This window comes from Sporosarcina saromensis (assembly GCF_054901285.1).
On sequence record NZ_CM142738.1, the window covers coordinates 2902502 to 2919366 of the forward strand.

Genomic DNA, 16865 nt, shown 5'->3' on the forward strand with positions numbered 1-16865 from the left:
TTCAAATGAATGAGCAGTAGACTCCTGCATCCATACAATTCAATAGATGCATATTGGAACCCAACTGCCCGTAAATTTTCCCGTTACCAACCCTCAACAGGTTGAAGACTCGCTTTATTGTAACACGGTAAGAAAAAAGAGACAAAAGTGCGGTCATTTCTCCACTTCTTTCTTTATCTTTCAAAAAGAAAAAGTCAAAGCCGGAATATCGGACTTTGACTTTTCCGTCAATCGGTCGATCAATTAGTTTTTCTTGTCATCTTCTACTTCTTCGAAATCAGCATCTACGACACCATCATCTTTCGATTGGTTGCCTGCTTCGCCGTTTTCACCTTGTGCTTGTGCTTCTGCAGCAGCTTGTTCATAAAGCTTCATTGTCATTTGTTGAACGATTTCTTCAAGCGCTTCTTTCTTCGCACGCATGTCTTCTAAATTGCCTGCTTCAATTGCTGCTTTCAACGCTTCTTTTGCTTCTTCAACATTTTTGACTTCTTCTTCAGAAACTTTGCCTTCCAAGTCTTTAACTGTTTTTTCAGCCATGAATACGAGTTGGTCTGCATCATTTTTCAAGTCTGCTTCTTCTTTGCGCTTTTTATCTTCTTCTGCATTTGCTTCAGCGTCTTTTACCATGCGATCAATCTCATCATCAGAAAGACCAGAGCTAGATTGAATTGTAATGTTTTGTTCTTTTTGCGTTCCAAGATCTTTCGCTTTAACAGTTACAATACCATTTTTATCGATATCAAATGTTACTTCGATTTGTGGAACGCCACGTGGTGCTGGTGGAATATCTGTCAATTGGAAACGACCAAGTGTTTTGTTGTCTGCTGCCATTGGACGCTCACCTTGTAACACGTGAATGTCTACTGCTGGTTGGTTATCAGCTGCTGTCGAGAATACTTGTGATTTACTTGTAGGAATTGTCGTATTCCGTTCAATCAATTTTGTAAACACGCTGCCCATTGTTTCAATACCAAGGGAAAGTGGCGTTACATCCAATAAGACGACGTCTTTCACGTCTCCACGGATGATGGATCCTTGAACCGCTGCACCCATTGCAACTACTTCATCAGGGTTTACGCCTTTAAAAGGCTCTTTACCTGTTTCTTTCTTAATTGCTTCTTGAACTGCCGGGATACGTGTAGAACCACCAACAAGGATGACACGGTCAATTTCAGATGGAGACAAACCAGCATCTTTCATCGCTTGACGAGTTGGCACCATTGAACGCTCTACTAGGTTCGCAGTCAGTTCATCAAACTTCGCACGGCTTAGAGAAATTTCCAAGTGAAGAGGACCTGCTTCTCCAGCAGTGATGAATGGTAATGAGATTTGCGTTGATGTTACACCAGAAAGGTCTTTTTTCGCTTTTTCTGCCGCATCTTTCAAACGTTGCATCGCCATTTTGTCTTTTGACAAGTCAATGCCGTTCTCTTTGCGGAACTCTTGTACAAGGTAGTCGATAATGACATCATCAAAGTCATCTCCACCTAATTTGTTGTCTCCCGCCGTTGCACGGACTTGGAATACACCGTCACCAAGTTCAAGGATAGATACGTCGAACGTCCCGCCACCTAAGTCATAGACGAGGATTGTTTCATCTTCTTCTGTTTTATCTAAACCATATGCTAATGCTGCAGCTGTTGGTTCGTTAATGATACGCTCAACTTCTAAACCAGCAATCGTACCAGCGTCTTTTGTCGCTTGACGTTGTGCGTCATTGAAATAAGCCGGCACTGTAATAACTGCTTTCGTTACTTTTTCGCCTAAATATTCTTCTGCATATCCTTTCATATATTGAAGGATCATTGCAGAAACTTCTTGTGGCGTGTACTCTTTATCTTCAACTTTTACTTTGTAATCTGTACCCATATGTCTTTTGACGGACATAATCGTATTTGGATTTGTAATGGATTGACGTTTAGCGACTTCACCAACTTGTCTTTCACCATTTTTAAACGCTACAACAGATGGCGTTGTGCGGTTGCCTTCCGGATTCGGAATTACTTTCGCTTCTCCACCTTCATAGACTGCTACTACTGAGTTTGTAGTCCCTAAGTCAATACCAATAATTTTGCTCATTCTAAATTCCTCCTAAATAAATGCGTCTCAACAAGTAATTATTATTCGTTAACTTTAACCATTGTTGGTCGAAGAACACGATCTTTTAACATATACCCTTTTTGGAGCTCCTGAAGCACAATACCTGAGGCTTTGTCAGGGTCACTGTCTGTCATGACGGCCTGATGGAAATTCGGATCAAATTCCTGGTCTTGCGCTTCGATTTCTATTAATCCTTCACCTTTCAGTGAATCCATCAGATTTCGATAAATCATCTCCATACCCGTAAGTAGAGATTGTGTTTCTTCCGCTTTGACTTCTACAGCAAGCGCGCGTTCGAAATTGTCCAATACTGGCAAGAGGTTTGTCAGAAGACTTTGCGCTTTGTATTTGTTTAACGCTTCCTTATCAAGAGTTGCTCTTCTTTTGGCATTCTCGAAGTCTGCTAAAACACGCAGCAACTTATTTTCTTGCTCTTGGAGTTTTGTTTCCAATTCACGAATGCGTTCCTCTTTCTCGTCAACTTCTTCAGGTTCACCAGCTAGTTGGTCCTCACCTTCATCAGTTCCGTTCGTAGGTTGCTGATCTTCTTCTAGTTGAACTTCGTGTTCAGCCTCATCAGGAACCTGTTGTTGTGAAACGGTTTCCTCTGTTTCTTTCTTAGTCACTTCAGCCATCAATCTTTCCTCCTGTCCAATCCGTCGCCGCCTATTGACAATTTTCCAAGTGCTTTAGATAAATCACCACTTAAAATATCCAACATCGTAATGACTCTACCATAATCCATCCGTTTTGGTCCGATAATTGCAATTGCACCTGTTACGTTACTACCTGCAGCGTATTTAGCGGTGATGACACTACAGTCTTCAATTGCATTATTGTTGTTCTCAGAACCAATTCGTACATGAATTCCTTGTTTGTCATCTTGGAAAAAAGTCATAGCAGGCATGCCATTTTCCATCATTTCAAAAAACAATTTCATCTTTTGAAAATCATGGAATTCCGGTTGCTTCATCATGTTCATTTTACCGCCAAAATATAAACGTTCTTCAGGCTTGATTGTCATAGCCCGTTGGAACGAAGCAAACAAGTCACCAGCTTGGTGTACATGTTGGTCAAAAATCATTTTCACTTCACGGGCAAGCTTGTTTTGAAGAAAGCTTAACGGGGTTCCTACTAGACGTTCATTTAAAATATTGACCATTTTTTCAATATCGGATGCGCGCATACCATTTGGCACGTCAAAAACCCGATTTTCAACATGCCCATTGTCGGTAACGATAATTGCGACCGCTTTTGTTTCATCCAACGGAACGATGGAGAACCTTTTCACGGAGTGCATGGACATGTCTGGCCCTAATAATACTGCTGTGTAATTCGTCAATTCAGAAATAATCTTCGCGGAATTACGAATGAGTTCTTCTGTTTCTACAACGCGGTCCTGAAAAATGGAACGCAATTGGACACTGTCTTCCACTGTCAATTTTTCTGGTGTCAGTAAATGATCGACATAAAAACGGTATCCTTTGTCAGAAGGGATTCTTCCTGAAGAAGTATGGGTTTTTTCAAGATAACCCAGTTCTTCCAGATCAGCCATTTCATTCCGAATCGTTGCAGGACTGAAAGGCGCTTCCGGTTTTTTAGATAACTGCCTTGACCCGACAGGTTGTGCGGACTCGATGAAATCGTTAACCGTCAGTTGCAAAATAAGCAATTGTCTGTTTGTCAACATGATCATCACTCCTGTTAGCACTCTTTATAAGCGAGTGCTAATACTACTCATAATTTATCAAATTGACGATTGACTGTCAACGGATAAACTCGAGGTTACATAAGAAATTGTTGAAACACTTCATTGCCCCTAAAGATTCCCTTCCTCGTCAGTTTAATACGAGTCGGTGTCAATTCAATTAACCCTTTTTGGTTTAAGTCGTTGAGCACTTTTCCGTACACATCTTCAAGCGTTTTCCCGAACTTCTCATGAAATGTGTGCGTTGAAACACCTGACAGCTTACGTAAGCCTAAAAACAACTCTTCCTCCATCGCCTCCGTTTGCGTCACTTCATGTTGTTCCATAATGGGTCTAGCTTGCGACTCTAAGCTGCCCATGTATTTTTTTAACGGGCCAAGATTTGCATATCGCCAACCATTCAAATACCCGTGCGCACCAGCACCAATTCCGGCATATTCATCATTTTCCCAATAAATGAGGTTGTGCACCGATTCAAGACCTGGTACAGAGAAATTGCTAATTTCATATTGCCGCTTGCCCTCTTTATGCATTCTTTCCATGAGGACCTCAAACATTTCTGCTTCGGCGTCCTCTCCCGGTAGAGGTAATTTCCCTTTATTCATTAAGTTGTAAAACACAGTTTTCGGTTCTACGATTAATGAATACGCTGAGTAATGAGGCAAGTCAAGTCCCAGCCCAAGGTCAAGCGTCTCTTTCCATTGTTGCATTGTTTGATCGGGTAGTCCGTATATTAAATCAATGCTAATGTTCTCAAAACCGATGCGTCTTGCATCCTGAACCACCTTTATCGGATCATTCGCGCCATGTGTCCGTCCAATTCGTTTCAATAGTTGTTCATCAAAAGATTGGACACCAATGCTTAATCGGTTTACGCCTCCGTTTTTTAAGACCGCCAGCTTACCTGCTGTCAATTCATCTGGATTCGCCTCAGTTGAAAACTCTTTTAATGAACGAACATCCACAAATTGATGAACGATTTCGAGTAAGCGTTCTAACTGCTTTTCTGATAAGGAGGTCGGTGTTCCACCTCCTATAAACACCGTCTCTAACTCGTTGAATGAATGCCCTTCATCCACCATTATCGAAAGTTCCGTTCCGATGGATTCGATATAAGCATCCACTGGTTGATTTTGAAAGAATACTTTATTGAAATCACAGTAATGACAAATTTGATGACAGAAAGGAATATGAATGTACATGCCTCGCATAAAAAGTGTGCTCCTTTCTAAACTGCTAATGGTCTAAACAATAGCGTTGGATCTTCTACATCCAATTAGTTTACCTTATCAAGTCGCTTGCTACAAATGAACGGATTCCATAGAAAAAGGAGTCCCATTCGGACCCCCGTCTCCTTTTACTCTTCATCCATTTTAAGAACTGCCATGAATGCTTCTTGCGGTACTTCAACAGAACCGACTTGCTTCATACGCTTTTTACCTTCTTTTTGTTTCTCTAACAATTTCCGTTTCCGTGAAATATCTCCACCGTAACATTTCGCCAATACGTTTTTACCGATGGATTTGATTGTTGAACGCGCAACAATCTTTTGTCCAATCGCTGCTTGTACCGGCACTTCGAATTGTTGTCTCGGAATTAATGTCTTCAACTTTTCGACAATCGCTTTTCCACGTTCATAGCTGAAATCACGGTGAACAATGAAGCTCAAAGCATCTACTTGCTCACCATTTAACAAGATGTCCATTTTCACAAGTTTCGATTGTTTATAACCGATTAACTCGTAATCAAGGGAAGCATAGCCTTTCGTGCCTGATTTCAACTGATCGAAGAAGTCATAAACGATTTCCGCGAGCGGTAGTTCATAAATGATGTTTACACGTGATGCATCCATGTAATCCATTGTTTTGAAGTTTCCACGTTTTTGTTGGCAAAGTTCCATTACTGAACCAACATATTCGTTCGGAACCATAATCGACGCTTTTACATATGGCTCTTCTACATAATCCACTTTTTGAGCGTCGGGCATCATGGAAGGGTTGTCCACTTTCTTTTGGGTACCATCAGTCAAAACAACATTATAAATAACACTCGGAGCCGTTGTAATGAGGTCAATCTTGAATTCACGCTCAATACGCTCTTGAATGATTTCCATATGCAAAAGACCTAAGAATCCACAACGATATCCGAAACCAAGCGCTTGGGATGTCTCAGCTTCGTATTCGAGTGCAGAGTCATTGAGTTCGAGCTTTTCAAGCGCTTCACGTAAGTCTACGTATTTCGATGAGTCAATTGGATACAATCCACAAAATACCATAGGATTCATTCGACGGTATCCCGGAAGCGGCTCGCTCGCTGGGTTTTTAGCGTTCGTTACTGTATCACCGACACGTGTGTCACCGACATTTTTAATGGCAGCTGATAAAAACCCAACATCTCCGACAGATAGTTCATCACGTAAAGAAACATTCGGAGTAAAGACTCCTGTTTCAATGACTTCGAACTCTTTACCTGTCGCCATCATGCGAATTTTATCACCCGGTTTAACGGTTCCTTCAACGATACGAATGTTAACGATGACACCTTTGTATTGATCGTAATGCGAGTCAAAAATCAAAGCTTTTAGTGGTGCTTCTGGATCTCCGGTAGGAGCAGGTACTTTTTCAACGATTTGTTCCAATATCTCTTCTATACCGATGCCCGCTTTTGCGGAAGCGTGTACAGCTTCAGAGGCATCCAGACCAATAACATCTTCAATTTCCTGTTTCACTTTGTCAGGATCTGCTGCTGGCAAATCAATTTTATTAATAACCGGCAATATTTCAAGGTCATTATCGAGCGCTAGATACACATTCGCTAATGTTTGCGCTTCAATTCCTTGTGCTGCATCTACTACAAGTATTGCCCCTTCACAAGCTGCGAGGCTTCTTGATACTTCATACGTGAAATCGACATGCCCAGGTGTATCGATTAGATGGAACGTATAATCTTCACCATTTTTAGCTGTGTATTTCAATTGTACCGCGTTTAACTTGATCGTAATTCCTCTTTCACGCTCTAAATCCATGGAGTCCAATGTTTGCGACTTCAATTCGCGTGAGCTAACGGTTTCAGTCTTTTCCAATAATCGATCGGCTAATGTCGATTTTCCATGGTCGATATGCGCGATAATGGAGAAGTTTCGTATATTCTTTTGACGTGCCATTCTCTCTTCATGATTCATCTGTCAGTTCACTCCTATATAAGCTATTTGCATTATAGCAAATAACTGATAAACATGTTACATTTTCTTATTTCAAATTCCAAACTACTATAGATACTATGTAGGCTTCTCAAGTCTAACAGATGAATGGCATTAGATAAAGAATGGCTTTCGGAAAAAGGGTTGTCCTATAGTAAACAAAAAATCGTCCATACGATATCCTACTTAGATAATCGTTTAGGACGATTTTTATGTTGCAAGCCTTGTAATTGTCACCGTTCCGCTCAAACACTTATTTTTCAGTTCCTTCTCCTTGCTCCACCAATTCTTTCACAGCTTCTGCAATGACGCCAATTGTCCGATTCAACTCTTCTTCGTTGTTTCCGATGCCTCCTAGTTCAATCAAGATGATTTTCGGATGTAAATCTTGATTGTACTTGCCATCGACACCTGCTCCACCTTTAGAAATTACATTTCGTGTAATACCAGGTATCCTTTTTTCCATTTGCAACTTCAATTGTTTTGTAAGCTGTTCGTTTTGTTTATATCCGGCATGATCCGTCCCGACAACAAACGCAACTTTTGCATAACGCTGTCCCTCATGGACGAGCGTTGTCAATTCCGGTCCGACTGCATCCCGGTGTATATCTATAATGAGATCATACTCTTTTTCGGCTAAACGTTTTTTAACGTGAGGTCGGATTTCTTTATAGGCTCTCGCATAAGGAATACGGTTTTTCAGCATTTCTTTCATAATGTCCACTTCAATCGCTTCTGCTTCCAATCCATTGATGGTTAGTTGGTTTTTCAGTTTTTCTCCCATCTTCATGATGTTTTCCGTATGGTGTGAAACGGCTACTTTGCCATCCGCGGCTTTCGTCATCGGTTCATACGCTTCATGAGAATGGGTGTAGTACAATAACACTTTGCCAGCGGTCACTTCAGTCGGAACGACAGGTTCAACTTCTTCCTCAACAACATTGGATGCATACACGATCAATGCGTTCTCTTTAATGATCTTAGTGTTGGAGATTTTGGATTCTTCCGGTATAAATTGAATGATCACCGGGAACAGGAAAAGAGCGAATACGATAACGGTCCAAATTTGCATATTTTTCTTCAAGCGACATCCCCCCGTCTAAAACTATATGCTTGAAGAAGGAGGTCAATGACTCGTTTTTATCGTTTCCATCCAATCCGTAACAGCAGTCGCAAGTAAGTCTGCATATTGATATGCCCATGAGTCGATTTCTTTTGGGGAGATGAACGTATTCAACTCATGGTTTGCCAAAACTTCTTCAAACAATTGAACCCGTTCTTCGTGTGGCCAAGCTGTCCAATCTCCAAAAATGGGTACCAATGTCGATTGATCTGCATTTTTATTTTCACTACGTAGCCAAGGAGAAACAGACAAGCGAGAAGAAGGGCTATTTTCTTCTTCAATTTTTGTTGCAATGTAATTGAATAACGTATTGATGGCATCTGCGATTAGCACAGGTCCATCTACGACTGTCGGAATGCCAATTGCGATTACAGGCACCCCTAATGTTTCACGGGATACCTCTTTTCTGCTATTCCCTACTCCCGATCCTGGATGGATTCCCGTATCCGTGAGTTGAATGGTTTTACATAATCTCGAACTGTCTCGGGCGGCTAACGCATCCACAACAATTAAAAGGTCCGGTTTAATTTCCGTAACGATTGCTTTGACAAAATGGGCTGTCTCAAGACCTGTTTGGATTGTGACACCTGGCGCATAGACATAAAGTTCACTTCCCTCATCTGAATAGTAGTGAGGAACGATTTCTTTCATACGGTCCATTGTCAATGGCCCGACTGCATCCGGTGTCACTTCACGATTGCCAAGACCAATCAATAATATTTTCCCACTTTGCAAGTTCGGAATGTGCGCTGTCATTTCAGCCAACTTCGTTTTTAATACGTTCGTCAACTCCTCCAATCCATCTGTGTCAGATGGAGTTAACGTTGGACATGTCAACGTCAAGTATTTTCCTGCCTTTTTCCCAATACGTTTCTCACCTTCAGCATCTATCGTTACAGACGTAACAATGACTCTACCCTTTCTTTGCTCGTCGAATAATACGCCGTTGGATTTTTTTAATGTTTCTTTTTCTTGCTCAGTCCGATGGCGTACCATCTCTTCATGTTCTACTAACAAGTCCGTACGGAAGAAATTCAACTTTTCCATTGTCATCACCTCATGATGCAGTTTGCACGTTGTGTCAAGGAAATATTCTTTGCATATTTTTATTGCGTTCTTGCGCTCATTTTGCTAAAATGTTAATGTTGTATAGAGATATCCGGATGGTAATTATGGAAACACTCTTGCCTTACCTGAAATTGGAGGTGAATGGAATGCCAAACATTAAAGGTGCTATTAAGCGCGTTAAACAAAGTGCTGCTGCAAATGAGCAAAACTCACAAATTAAAGCTGCTATGCGTACTGCTGTACGTAAAGCTGACACTGCGATCGTCAATAAAGAAGAGAACGCTACTGATCTTTTGAAAGACGCAGTTAAAAAATTGGACACAGCTGCTCGTAAAGGTCTAATCCACAAAAACACAGCTGCTCGTCAAAAAGCACGTCTTACAAAAAAGGCGCTATAAGAGAAAAGGCTGTACCTTGTTAACATGGACAAGGTACAGCCTTTTTCATTCGCCTCGCATTGGATCCATAAAGAAAATTTCCAACACTCTCTCCCTCTTCCCACCAGTTGATTTTAATTGATGGTCAATATGGGCGAGTCGCTCTATAATTCGTAACAACCGTTGCATCGATGGAATCCGTCGATTTTCCATAATCAATTTTACGCGATAAGGATGCACATTCAACGTTTTCGCGATCTGTTGTTGGTGATACCCTTTTTTCACCAGTGACGACACATGAATCATCAAACGGATTTGTCCCGCTATAAGTGAAGTCAACATGATTGGTTCCTCACCGTTTCGTAAGAGGTCATGGTAAATCTTGATCGTTTCAGGTACATTTCCTGTCATATAAGCATCCGTCAATCTGAATACATCCATTTCGGGTTGACGAGGGACGAGCATTTCAACAATTTGCCCAGTAACTTCTCCATCACCGTCCATGTACATCGCAATCTTTGCAATTTCTGACGATAACACGAGCAAACTATCTCCTGCCATCGTAACAAGCAACTGCGCAATTTCTCCGCTAATTGTAATTCCTCTACTCGCTGCTTCCTGTTGAACCCAAGTCGTTAAATCTCCACCAGTTAACGGAGATGTTTCGACAACGACTGCTTTTTGTTGGAACAGTTTCGTAATTTTTTTTCGACCGTCCAATTTTTCATAAGGGGCAACAAACACCACGACAGCGGTAGGCGAAGGATTTTCCAGCCATTGCTCTAACAATGAAACATTATGTACAATTTTCTCTTTTGATTTATCAGCAGCTTTTAAAAACGTTGCATGGTTGGCAATAATGAGCTTTCGTTCTTCTAGAAACGGCAGCGTGTCCGCCTCTTCAATGACAGCTTCTATCGGCGTCTCCTCTAAATCAAAACGAATCACCGTTGCTGCGTCAATATCAGGCATCGCTTTGATAAGCCGTTGGATCGTTGTATCAATCAACTGTTGTTCGATTCCCGTAAGCAAATAGACCGGTTCGATATTACCGTTACTGATTTTTTTCCAAATTGCATTGACCACAAATTTCCCCTCCAGTCTAAAGCTGTTTTCATTATACAGCACGTTCCCCTAACTATGAACACTTTGTGTCGTTTGTCATAAAGTCTTACGAATAAATCGTTACATATAGATTTTTTAGTCATTATCATCTATACTATATAGGAATTGGAGGTGTAGCAATGAATGAGTTTGAACATGACGTACAGTCAAAACGCAATGATTTAATTGATTCTGGTGTCGGCTTTGTTGTCGCATTCGTAGCTTTTTCTGCAATTTTCGTTATTGCTACAGTTATCGACTTCGTCGCACAATAATTGTACGATGAATAGACGGTCTGTTTAGTCCTTAATTGAACTAGACAAGACCGTCTTATCAATTTCTTGTAGCTGAAATGACATACTTCCCCTTATTTACCGAAATTGTTATTGATCCATCTTCAGCAGTTGAGTACGTCTTCACATTATACTTGTGAAAAGTCTCTACCACTTCTTGATGCGGATGGCCATAGCGATTGTCCTTCCCATACGACAAGATGGCTACTGTCGGTCGTATCATTTCGATGAAAGCATCTGAACTCGATGTCCGGCTGCCATGATGACCCGCTTTTAAGAAGACTTCCCCCCAATTGATATGTCGGTAGTCCCGAATGAGCTTACTTTCCCCGTCACGTTCCAAATCACCAGTAAAAAGAAAATTCGGCCCTGTTGTTTGCATGAACAAAACAAGCGAACTATCATTTCCTTTATAAATTCCTTCATCTGGTGCGAGGTAAGTGAAAGAGATTGACGAGTTAGACCACGTAGCCCCTTCAGATACGGTTAACACCGGTATTTGCTTCGCTCTCGCCAGTTCCAATACTTCTTTCATCGTCTCTTCCTTCTCAGTATGCGGCGCAATATGAATTTCCACCACTTCAATTTCTTCTATTATTTCATCCGCAGCTTCCATATGATCACTATCTGCATGCGTAAGGATTAGCTTATCTACCTTCGTAATACCTTTCCCTTTTAAATAAGGAAAAACAATTCTTCTCCCTACTTCGAACTCTTTTTCAGGTGTCCTCCAATCTTTTTCACCCCACCTGACGACTCCTCCCGTATCCACCACATATACACCTTTACGACTCGGCAATTCGATAACAATTGCATCCCCTTGCCCGACATCTACATACGTTACGCGTAACGTCGAATCCAAATAAGGTGTAAACTGTATACATAATGCTGGGACAAGTAGGAAAAGTGAAGCATAGAATAGATTTCTCCTCTGTTCTATTTTGATGAAAAAGACCAAGCTACCGATCAGTGCCATCGTTACAAATAGAGGATGCGGTTTACCAGGAGTCCATAATTGAAAAGGAAGCGAAGCTAAGAAAAAAGTACCTTCTTCTACCAAAACTCTCAAGGGTGTATACAAGGTAAAACTAATTGAAGCAAGGACTGGCGCAACATATGTTAACACAAGTAACAAAATATTTGCTGGTAAAATAATCGTCGCATACAACGGTACATAAAGTAGATTCACGAAAAAAGAAGACAAAGACAGTTCATAAAAATGCACCAACAAAATTGGATATAATGCAATTTGTGTAATCGCCGTAACGAGAAAAGCTACTACTATTGGTGACTGTGCCCTCGATAAGAGCGTACTGGAGTAAACGAGGGAAAAAGCAGCCACATAGGACATTTGAAATCCAGGCTGGAAGACGACATACGGTTGCCAACTAATAAAAAGGATGGCACTAAGGGCTAATGCATCGTCTGTCTTCATCTTCATTTTTCCAGTAGCTGTTAATAAAACAAGCATCGTGACCAATACCGCCCGCCATACAGAAGGTGCGCCTCCTGCAAGCACAGCGTACAGAGGTAAAAGGATAACGAGCAACGTATCCACGGTTTCCATTCTGATATTCATTCGAATGAGCAAAACGCGTATAAGGTATGTCAACAATCCTACATGAAGTCCAGAGATCGCAAACAAATGTGTAATGCCTAATGTACGATAGGTAGCTGCCAGTTCGTCTGACATCCCACTACGATCACCTATTAATAACGCTTTCGCCTCAGTTTGCAAATCAACTGGAAATAGTCGTTCAATATGCTGTTGCACCGACCATCGATGTGCACTTAGCGATGAATACAAACCGTTTGCATATCGGACTTCTACCAACATATCTGATTCAAACAAATTAGCAGCACCATTCATTCGTAAGTATGAATCCATTTGAAAGGAATACGCATGTGCACTCTCTGGAATTTGTTTGAAAGTCCCAGCTAGTTTCATTTGTAAAGATGGAATATGCATAGACTGAAATTGCTCTTTCTCACGTTCACTTTCAATCCGATAAATAACATAGACGACGTCACCAGTTTGTGTTTTCGCAAACCCTTTAAGTGAACCGCCATCGACTTTCACTTTGTCCGTCCATCGAATATCAATCACGTCAACAACGAATTCATTGGAAAAAGGTATTTGTGTAGAGAAAAAAGTATAAGAAATAATTGCCGTAGCCAATGCAATAATGGGGGTCAGATAATCTTGTTTTCTACGAAGAAAGATGGGGATAAGAAGGAGATTAAGTGCCAGTAAATGAACCTGACCGTACACAGCAAATGCCGATACGGTCAACGGTATCATCACATAGATCAGACGTATTTGACCGATCATTTTCCAAATAAGTCATCCATCCTTTGTCTGAATGGAACGAGTTCTTCATGCGGAGTGCCAACGCTCTCCATTTTTGAAAGCAAGTCATGCATAAGCTCAATTTTTAAATCCTTCGTGAAGTCCACTTCCCTTTCGTCAAAAGGAATGTGTTTTACTTCGACGCCTGATTGTTCAAAAAGCGTTATCGCATAAGCATCATTTTTGTAATCAGTTGCATAATTGACCTTCTTTATGCCTGACTGGATGATCGCTTTTGAGCATTGCAAGCACGGAAAATGTGTGACATATAACGTCGCACCTTCCACAGGACTCCCGTACTTGGAACATTGCAATAATGCATTCATTTCAGCATGGATGGTGCGGACGCAATGGTTGTCCACAACATAACATCCATTGTCGATGCAATGATCTCCACCTGAAATCGAGCCATTATAACCGCCTGCAATTATCCGGTTATCTCTAACGATCGTTGCACCTACAGCAAGCCTTGTACATGTGCTTCTGACTGCTAGTAAATGGCATTGCGCCATGAAAAACTGATCCCATGTAATTCGCTCCATATGTATGCCTCCAAACATTAGTTCACTGAAATATAAGTTTTCAATTTATCGAATGTTTTCTGTCCAATGCCAGACACTTCCATAATTGCATCTACTGTTTGAAACGGTCCATGTTCCTCTCGATATTCAAGAATCGCAGTCGCTTTCGAGGGACCAATCCCCGGTATCGTCATCAGCTCTTGCATATTCGCAAGATTAATATTTACCGTAGACTCATCAACAGCAGTTTCTTCTTCGTGTTGGCCGAGCAGCCCAACAGATGCCAGTGGCTCAACTTCCTCGCCTTCTCTTGGAACATAGATGAAAAATTCATCATGAACCTTCATCGCGTGATTCAGCATCTTTGTTTGCGCATCAGGTAAATAACCGCCCGCCGCGTTAATTGCATCGATAAGACGGTCGCCCTCCAACAAGGAGTATACACCTGGATATTTTACGGCACCACGAATATCCACAACGATTGGAGCTGGTTCACTCAATACCGTTGGGAGTGGATCATCAGCGGGTAGTTCAGCCGCTTTTGTCGGTTCTTCATCAATTACATTCATAACAGGAGATTTTCCGCTGACAATTGCAGATGTATTGTCATTTTGCTCTCGGGGGAAGAACAAGAATACGGATAGGATTGTGATTGCTGCAATAGGGGTAATGATTATGCGCCATTTTTTAGAGAGCTTCGTAAAAAACAGTGCAGTCACCCTTTCTACGAGGCATTCACATGGAGTCTTCCCCACTATAAATGATTTCACAGAAAATTGAAAGTGTTATTTGCACACTTGAAAAAATATTCTTTCGCTTTCCTCATGTGGTGGCTCATCTTCCCAGTCAGAAAAAATCCGTTCAATGTGAAAACCTACATCAGCTAGCATTTCTGCATAACGATTGACTGGGAAAGTGCGTTGTGTATGACGCTCGTCAAAACGGCGATACAGTCCGCTACCTTCTTTAACGAAAAAAGCAAGCTCCGAATAGACGGAGTATGCTTCTTCCCCTTCTTCTGTTTCCCATATGTACGCAATCTTTTCATTATCAAACGTAAATGGACCTTCCAGGAAAATTGTATCCATTTTAAAAGTAGAATGGACATCAAACAACAAGGTGCCGCCGTTTTTTAACACTGAGTAGATGCCTTTGAACGTTTGGAGTACCTCTTCTTCGGTACACACATAATTTAATGAATCGATTGCAATCACTGCTGCGTCAAAGCTAGGATTCCCAGCAATTTGTTGCATCGGCAGTTGATTGAATTCGATAGATAGCGAGGAATCAATCGCCCGATTGCGAGCAACTTCAAGCATGTCGTTTGAAAGGTCGATGCCCGTGACTTCCGCACCCTTTTGCGCAAGCTTCACTGACAGCAACCCTGTTCCACAACCGACATCCAATACCTTTTTTCCATTTAGTCTGCCAATTGCTAATTCAAGCAGTTCAACATAGTCATCGTACGGAATATCGGTCATTAATTCGTCATAGACCGTCGCAAATTCCTTATATGCTGCTGTCATTGCATTTCATCCAATTGTAATAACGGCGCGTCTCCCCACAATTTTTCAAGGTTGTAATAGCCACGCTCATCTTTATGGAATACATGAACGACTACATCCCCAAGATCAACAAGGACCCATCGTCCGTTGTCCAACCCTTCCATTCTTCTCACTTCATAGTTGTGCTCAGCAGCTTTATCGACTACTTCTCTTGCGATTGCTTGCACTTGTCGTTCAGAGTTTGCATGGCAAATGATGAATTGGTCTGCAATTAATGAGATTCCTTCCATATTTAGAACGACGATTTCTTGTGCTTTCTTATCATCTACCGCTTTATAAGCTGTTTCGAGTAATGTTGGCATATTTTCACGATTCCTTTCGTAGTTGCGTTTTTTGTACATGTTCATTATAACATTCAAGCGAGTCCGGAAAAACTGCCACATGGTTGTCCAGTAAGTATTTAATGGAATGTGACACGCAATCCCGCATCACTCGGTCTAGAGATTTACCTTCTAGGGTACGTAATTGTTCAATACCAGGAAACGCTCTGCCCGGTTCGATTAAATCGGCTACATAGACAATCTTCTCAATGGGAGACATTCCCGCTCTTCCCGTCGTGTGATATCGGATGGCGTTAAGAACATCTTCATCGGACACATTGAACGTTTTTTCTGCAATAATTCGGCCAGCTGCAGCGTGCCATAACTCGTGATGGAAAGTGAGGAGACGCACATCTTCGCCATGCTTTTCAATCAGTGTGCGCATTTCTGCTGGTTCCATGAATTTTGCGATATCATGAAACAACGCAGCTAGTTCGACACGTATTTCATCCACATCATAATGGCGCGCTAACTTCTTGGCAGTGGCAGCCACTCGTAATACATGCTCATATCTTTTCTGAGGTAGTCTACGTTCAAGTTCTTCTTTTAGCAGTTGTACTTCCATACAGACCCTCCTGTCGAATATACGATATGACCGGATCCGGTACTAGAAATTGAATAGACTGTCCCGCTTCCGTCCTTTTTCTAATCATCGTAGAAGAAAGATCGATTGATGGGATATCTATGAACTCAACTGGAATGACTGATTGTTCACCTGAAGAGCCCGGCCGTTGGACACCTACAAACGTGACCAACTTACATAGCGCTTCGATTTGAAACCACTGTGGCAGTATGTCGATCATGTCTCCACCAATGATGAAATAAAAATCCGTTTCAGGTTCCACTTCTTTTAAAGCTCTCATCGTATCATAGGTGTACGAAACACCACCACGGTCAATTTCAAATGAAGATTCCATTAACCCATCCGCGCCTTCAACGGCAAGCTGTACCATCCGCAACCGTTGTGCTGGTGTTGCATCGGTTGGATTGTGTTTATGAGGAGGAATTGCAGTAGGCATGAGACGCACTTCATCTAATCCAAGTACTTGTTTCACTTCATTTGCAATGATTAAATGTCCTATATGTGGCGGATTAAACGTACCTCCCAATAGTCCAACTTTTCTCATCGACAGT

17 protein-coding genes are annotated in these 16865 nt (G+C 41.5%); 2 read left to right on the forward strand and 15 right to left on the reverse strand.

Annotated elements, in window-relative coordinates; genetic code table 11:
• Positions 1-243: 243 nt before the first annotated feature.
• The 7 genes from dnaK to gpr form a co-directional block, all read right to left on the reverse strand.
• Positions 244-2082, reverse strand: coding sequence for a molecular chaperone DnaK (dnaK, locus tag ACVHUV_RS14920; RefSeq protein ID WP_317942193.1), 1839 nt, complete (start codon positions 2080-2082; stop codon positions 244-246).
• A gap of 41 nt (positions 2083-2123) precedes the next feature.
• Entirely contained in the window at positions 2124-2738 is a 615-nt protein-coding gene (grpE, locus tag ACVHUV_RS14925) for a nucleotide exchange factor GrpE (RefSeq protein ID WP_462085138.1), read from the reverse strand.
• Positions 2738-3793: a heat-inducible transcriptional repressor HrcA gene (hrcA, locus tag ACVHUV_RS14930; protein WP_317942195.1), complete on the reverse strand. Its 1056-nt coding sequence runs from the start codon at positions 3791-3793 to the stop codon at positions 2738-2740. Before hrcA ends, grpE begins: the two co-directional genes overlap by 1 nt.
• A gap of 95 nt (positions 3794-3888) precedes the next feature.
• Positions 3889-5022 (reverse strand): radical SAM family heme chaperone HemW, encoded by a 1134-nt coding sequence (gene hemW / locus ACVHUV_RS14935; protein WP_371389502.1) that lies wholly within the window; start codon positions 5020-5022, stop codon positions 3889-3891.
• 146 nt (positions 5023-5168) lie between these two features.
• The gene (gene lepA / locus ACVHUV_RS14940; RefSeq protein WP_371389501.1) at positions 5169-6992 is read right to left on the reverse strand and encodes a translation elongation factor 4; all 1824 of its coding nucleotides are present in this window, start codon (positions 6990-6992) and stop codon (positions 5169-5171) included.
• 271 nt (positions 6993-7263) lie between these two features.
• Positions 7264-8094 (reverse strand): stage II sporulation protein P, encoded by an 831-nt coding sequence (gene spoIIP, locus ACVHUV_RS14945; protein WP_371389500.1) that lies wholly within the window; start codon positions 8092-8094, stop codon positions 7264-7266.
• A gap of 42 nt (positions 8095-8136) precedes the next feature.
• Positions 8137-9180, reverse strand: coding sequence for a GPR endopeptidase (gpr, locus tag ACVHUV_RS14950; RefSeq protein ID WP_462085139.1), 1044 nt, complete (start codon positions 9178-9180; stop codon positions 8137-8139).
• A gap of 167 nt (positions 9181-9347) precedes the next feature.
• Here gpr and rpsT point away from each other — a divergent pair, with 167 nt between their 5' ends.
• Positions 9348-9599, forward strand: a complete 252-nt coding sequence (gene rpsT / locus ACVHUV_RS14955) for a 30S ribosomal protein S20 (protein WP_317942200.1) — start codon at positions 9348-9350, stop codon at positions 9597-9599.
• A gap of 45 nt (positions 9600-9644) precedes the next feature.
• Here the strand turns inward: rpsT and holA are convergent, their stop codons facing one another.
• Positions 9645-10664 carry a DNA polymerase III subunit delta gene (gene holA, locus ACVHUV_RS14960; RefSeq protein ID WP_462085140.1) on the reverse strand — a complete coding sequence of 340 codons (1020 nt, stop codon included), beginning with the start codon at positions 10662-10664 and terminating at the stop codon, positions 9645-9647.
• Between the two features lie 158 nt (positions 10665-10822).
• Between holA and ACVHUV_RS14965 the strand changes: the two genes are divergently transcribed.
• Positions 10823-10957 carry a YqzM family protein gene (locus ACVHUV_RS14965; RefSeq protein WP_317942202.1) on the forward strand — a complete coding sequence of 45 codons (135 nt, stop codon included), beginning with the start codon at positions 10823-10825 and terminating at the stop codon, positions 10955-10957.
• Positions 10958-11015: 58 nt separating this feature from the next.
• Here the strand turns inward: ACVHUV_RS14965 and ACVHUV_RS14970 are convergent, their stop codons facing one another.
• From ACVHUV_RS14970 to ACVHUV_RS15000, 7 genes are read right to left on the reverse strand one after another with little or no spacing between them, the layout of a single operon-like run.
• Positions 11016-13307 carry a DNA internalization-related competence protein ComEC/Rec2 gene (locus tag ACVHUV_RS14970; protein WP_462085141.1) on the reverse strand — a complete coding sequence of 764 codons (2292 nt, stop codon included), beginning with the start codon at positions 13305-13307 and terminating at the stop codon, positions 11016-11018.
• Complete coding sequence (locus ACVHUV_RS14975; protein WP_317942204.1) at positions 13304-13867, reverse strand: ComE operon protein 2; 564 nt, start codon at positions 13865-13867, stop codon at positions 13304-13306. Before ACVHUV_RS14975 ends, ACVHUV_RS14970 begins: the two co-directional genes overlap by 4 nt.
• Before the next feature lie 17 nt (positions 13868-13884).
• Positions 13885-14601 carry a helix-hairpin-helix domain-containing protein gene (locus ACVHUV_RS14980; RefSeq protein WP_462085142.1) on the reverse strand — a complete coding sequence of 239 codons (717 nt, stop codon included), beginning with the start codon at positions 14599-14601 and terminating at the stop codon, positions 13885-13887.
• Positions 14602-14631: 30 nt separating this feature from the next.
• Complete coding sequence (locus ACVHUV_RS14985) at positions 14632-15372, reverse strand: class I SAM-dependent DNA methyltransferase (protein WP_462085143.1); 741 nt, start codon at positions 15370-15372, stop codon at positions 14632-14634.
• The gene (rsfS, locus tag ACVHUV_RS14990; RefSeq protein WP_317942207.1) at positions 15369-15713 is read right to left on the reverse strand and encodes a ribosome silencing factor; all 345 of its coding nucleotides are present in this window, start codon (positions 15711-15713) and stop codon (positions 15369-15371) included. Before rsfS ends, ACVHUV_RS14985 begins: the two co-directional genes overlap by 4 nt.
• A 4-nt stretch (positions 15714-15717) precedes the next feature.
• The gene (yqeK, locus tag ACVHUV_RS14995; RefSeq protein ID WP_317942208.1) at positions 15718-16296 is read right to left on the reverse strand and encodes a bis(5'-nucleosyl)-tetraphosphatase (symmetrical) YqeK; all 579 of its coding nucleotides are present in this window, start codon (positions 16294-16296) and stop codon (positions 15718-15720) included.
• Positions 16265-16858, reverse strand: coding sequence for a nicotinate-nucleotide adenylyltransferase (locus ACVHUV_RS15000; RefSeq protein WP_317942209.1), 594 nt, complete (start codon positions 16856-16858; stop codon positions 16265-16267). Before ACVHUV_RS15000 ends, yqeK begins: the two co-directional genes overlap by 32 nt.
• Positions 16859-16865 lie beyond the last annotated feature (7 nt).

Bases quoted from the DNA above. Each gene is read 5' to 3' on its own strand.
- yqeK (WP_317942208.1), bottom strand. From the start codon at position 16,296: ATGGAAGTACAACTGCTAAAAGAAGAACTTGAACGTAGACTACCTCAG.
- lepA (WP_371389501.1), bottom strand. From the start codon at position 6,992: ATGAATCATGAAGAGAGAATGGCACGTCAAAAGAATATACGAAACTTC.
- grpE (WP_462085138.1), bottom strand. From the start codon at position 2,738: ATGGCTGAAGTGACTAAGAAAGAAACAGAGGAAACCGTTTCACAACAA.
- ACVHUV_RS14965 (WP_317942202.1), top strand. From the start codon at position 10,823: ATGAATGAGTTTGAACATGACGTACAGTCAAAACGCAATGATTTAATT.
- hrcA (WP_317942195.1), bottom strand. From the start codon at position 3,793: ATGTTGACAAACAGACAATTGCTTATTTTGCAACTGACGGTTAACGAT.
- ACVHUV_RS15000 (WP_317942209.1), bottom strand. From the start codon at position 16,858: ATGAGAAAAGTTGGACTATTGGGAGGTACGTTTAATCCGCCACATATA.
- ACVHUV_RS14970 (WP_462085141.1), bottom strand. From the start codon at position 13,307: ATGATCGGTCAAATACGTCTGATCTATGTGATGATACCGTTGACCGTA.
- rsfS (WP_317942207.1), bottom strand. From the start codon at position 15,713: ATGCCAACATTACTCGAAACAGCTTATAAAGCGGTAGATGATAAGAAA.
- gpr (WP_462085139.1), bottom strand. From the start codon at position 9,180: ATGGAAAAGTTGAATTTCTTCCGTACGGACTTGTTAGTAGAACATGAA.
- rpsT (WP_317942200.1), top strand. From the start codon at position 9,348: ATGCCAAACATTAAAGGTGCTATTAAGCGCGTTAAACAAAGTGCTGCT.
- dnaK (WP_317942193.1), bottom strand. From the start codon at position 2,082: ATGAGCAAAATTATTGGTATTGACTTAGGGACTACAAACTCAGTAGTA.
- hemW (WP_371389502.1), bottom strand. From the start codon at position 5,022: ATGCGAGGCATGTACATTCATATTCCTTTCTGTCATCAAATTTGTCAT.
- ACVHUV_RS14985 (WP_462085143.1), bottom strand. From the start codon at position 15,372: ATGACAGCAGCATATAAGGAATTTGCGACGGTCTATGACGAATTAATG.
- ACVHUV_RS14975 (WP_317942204.1), bottom strand. From the start codon at position 13,867: ATGGAGCGAATTACATGGGATCAGTTTTTCATGGCGCAATGCCATTTA.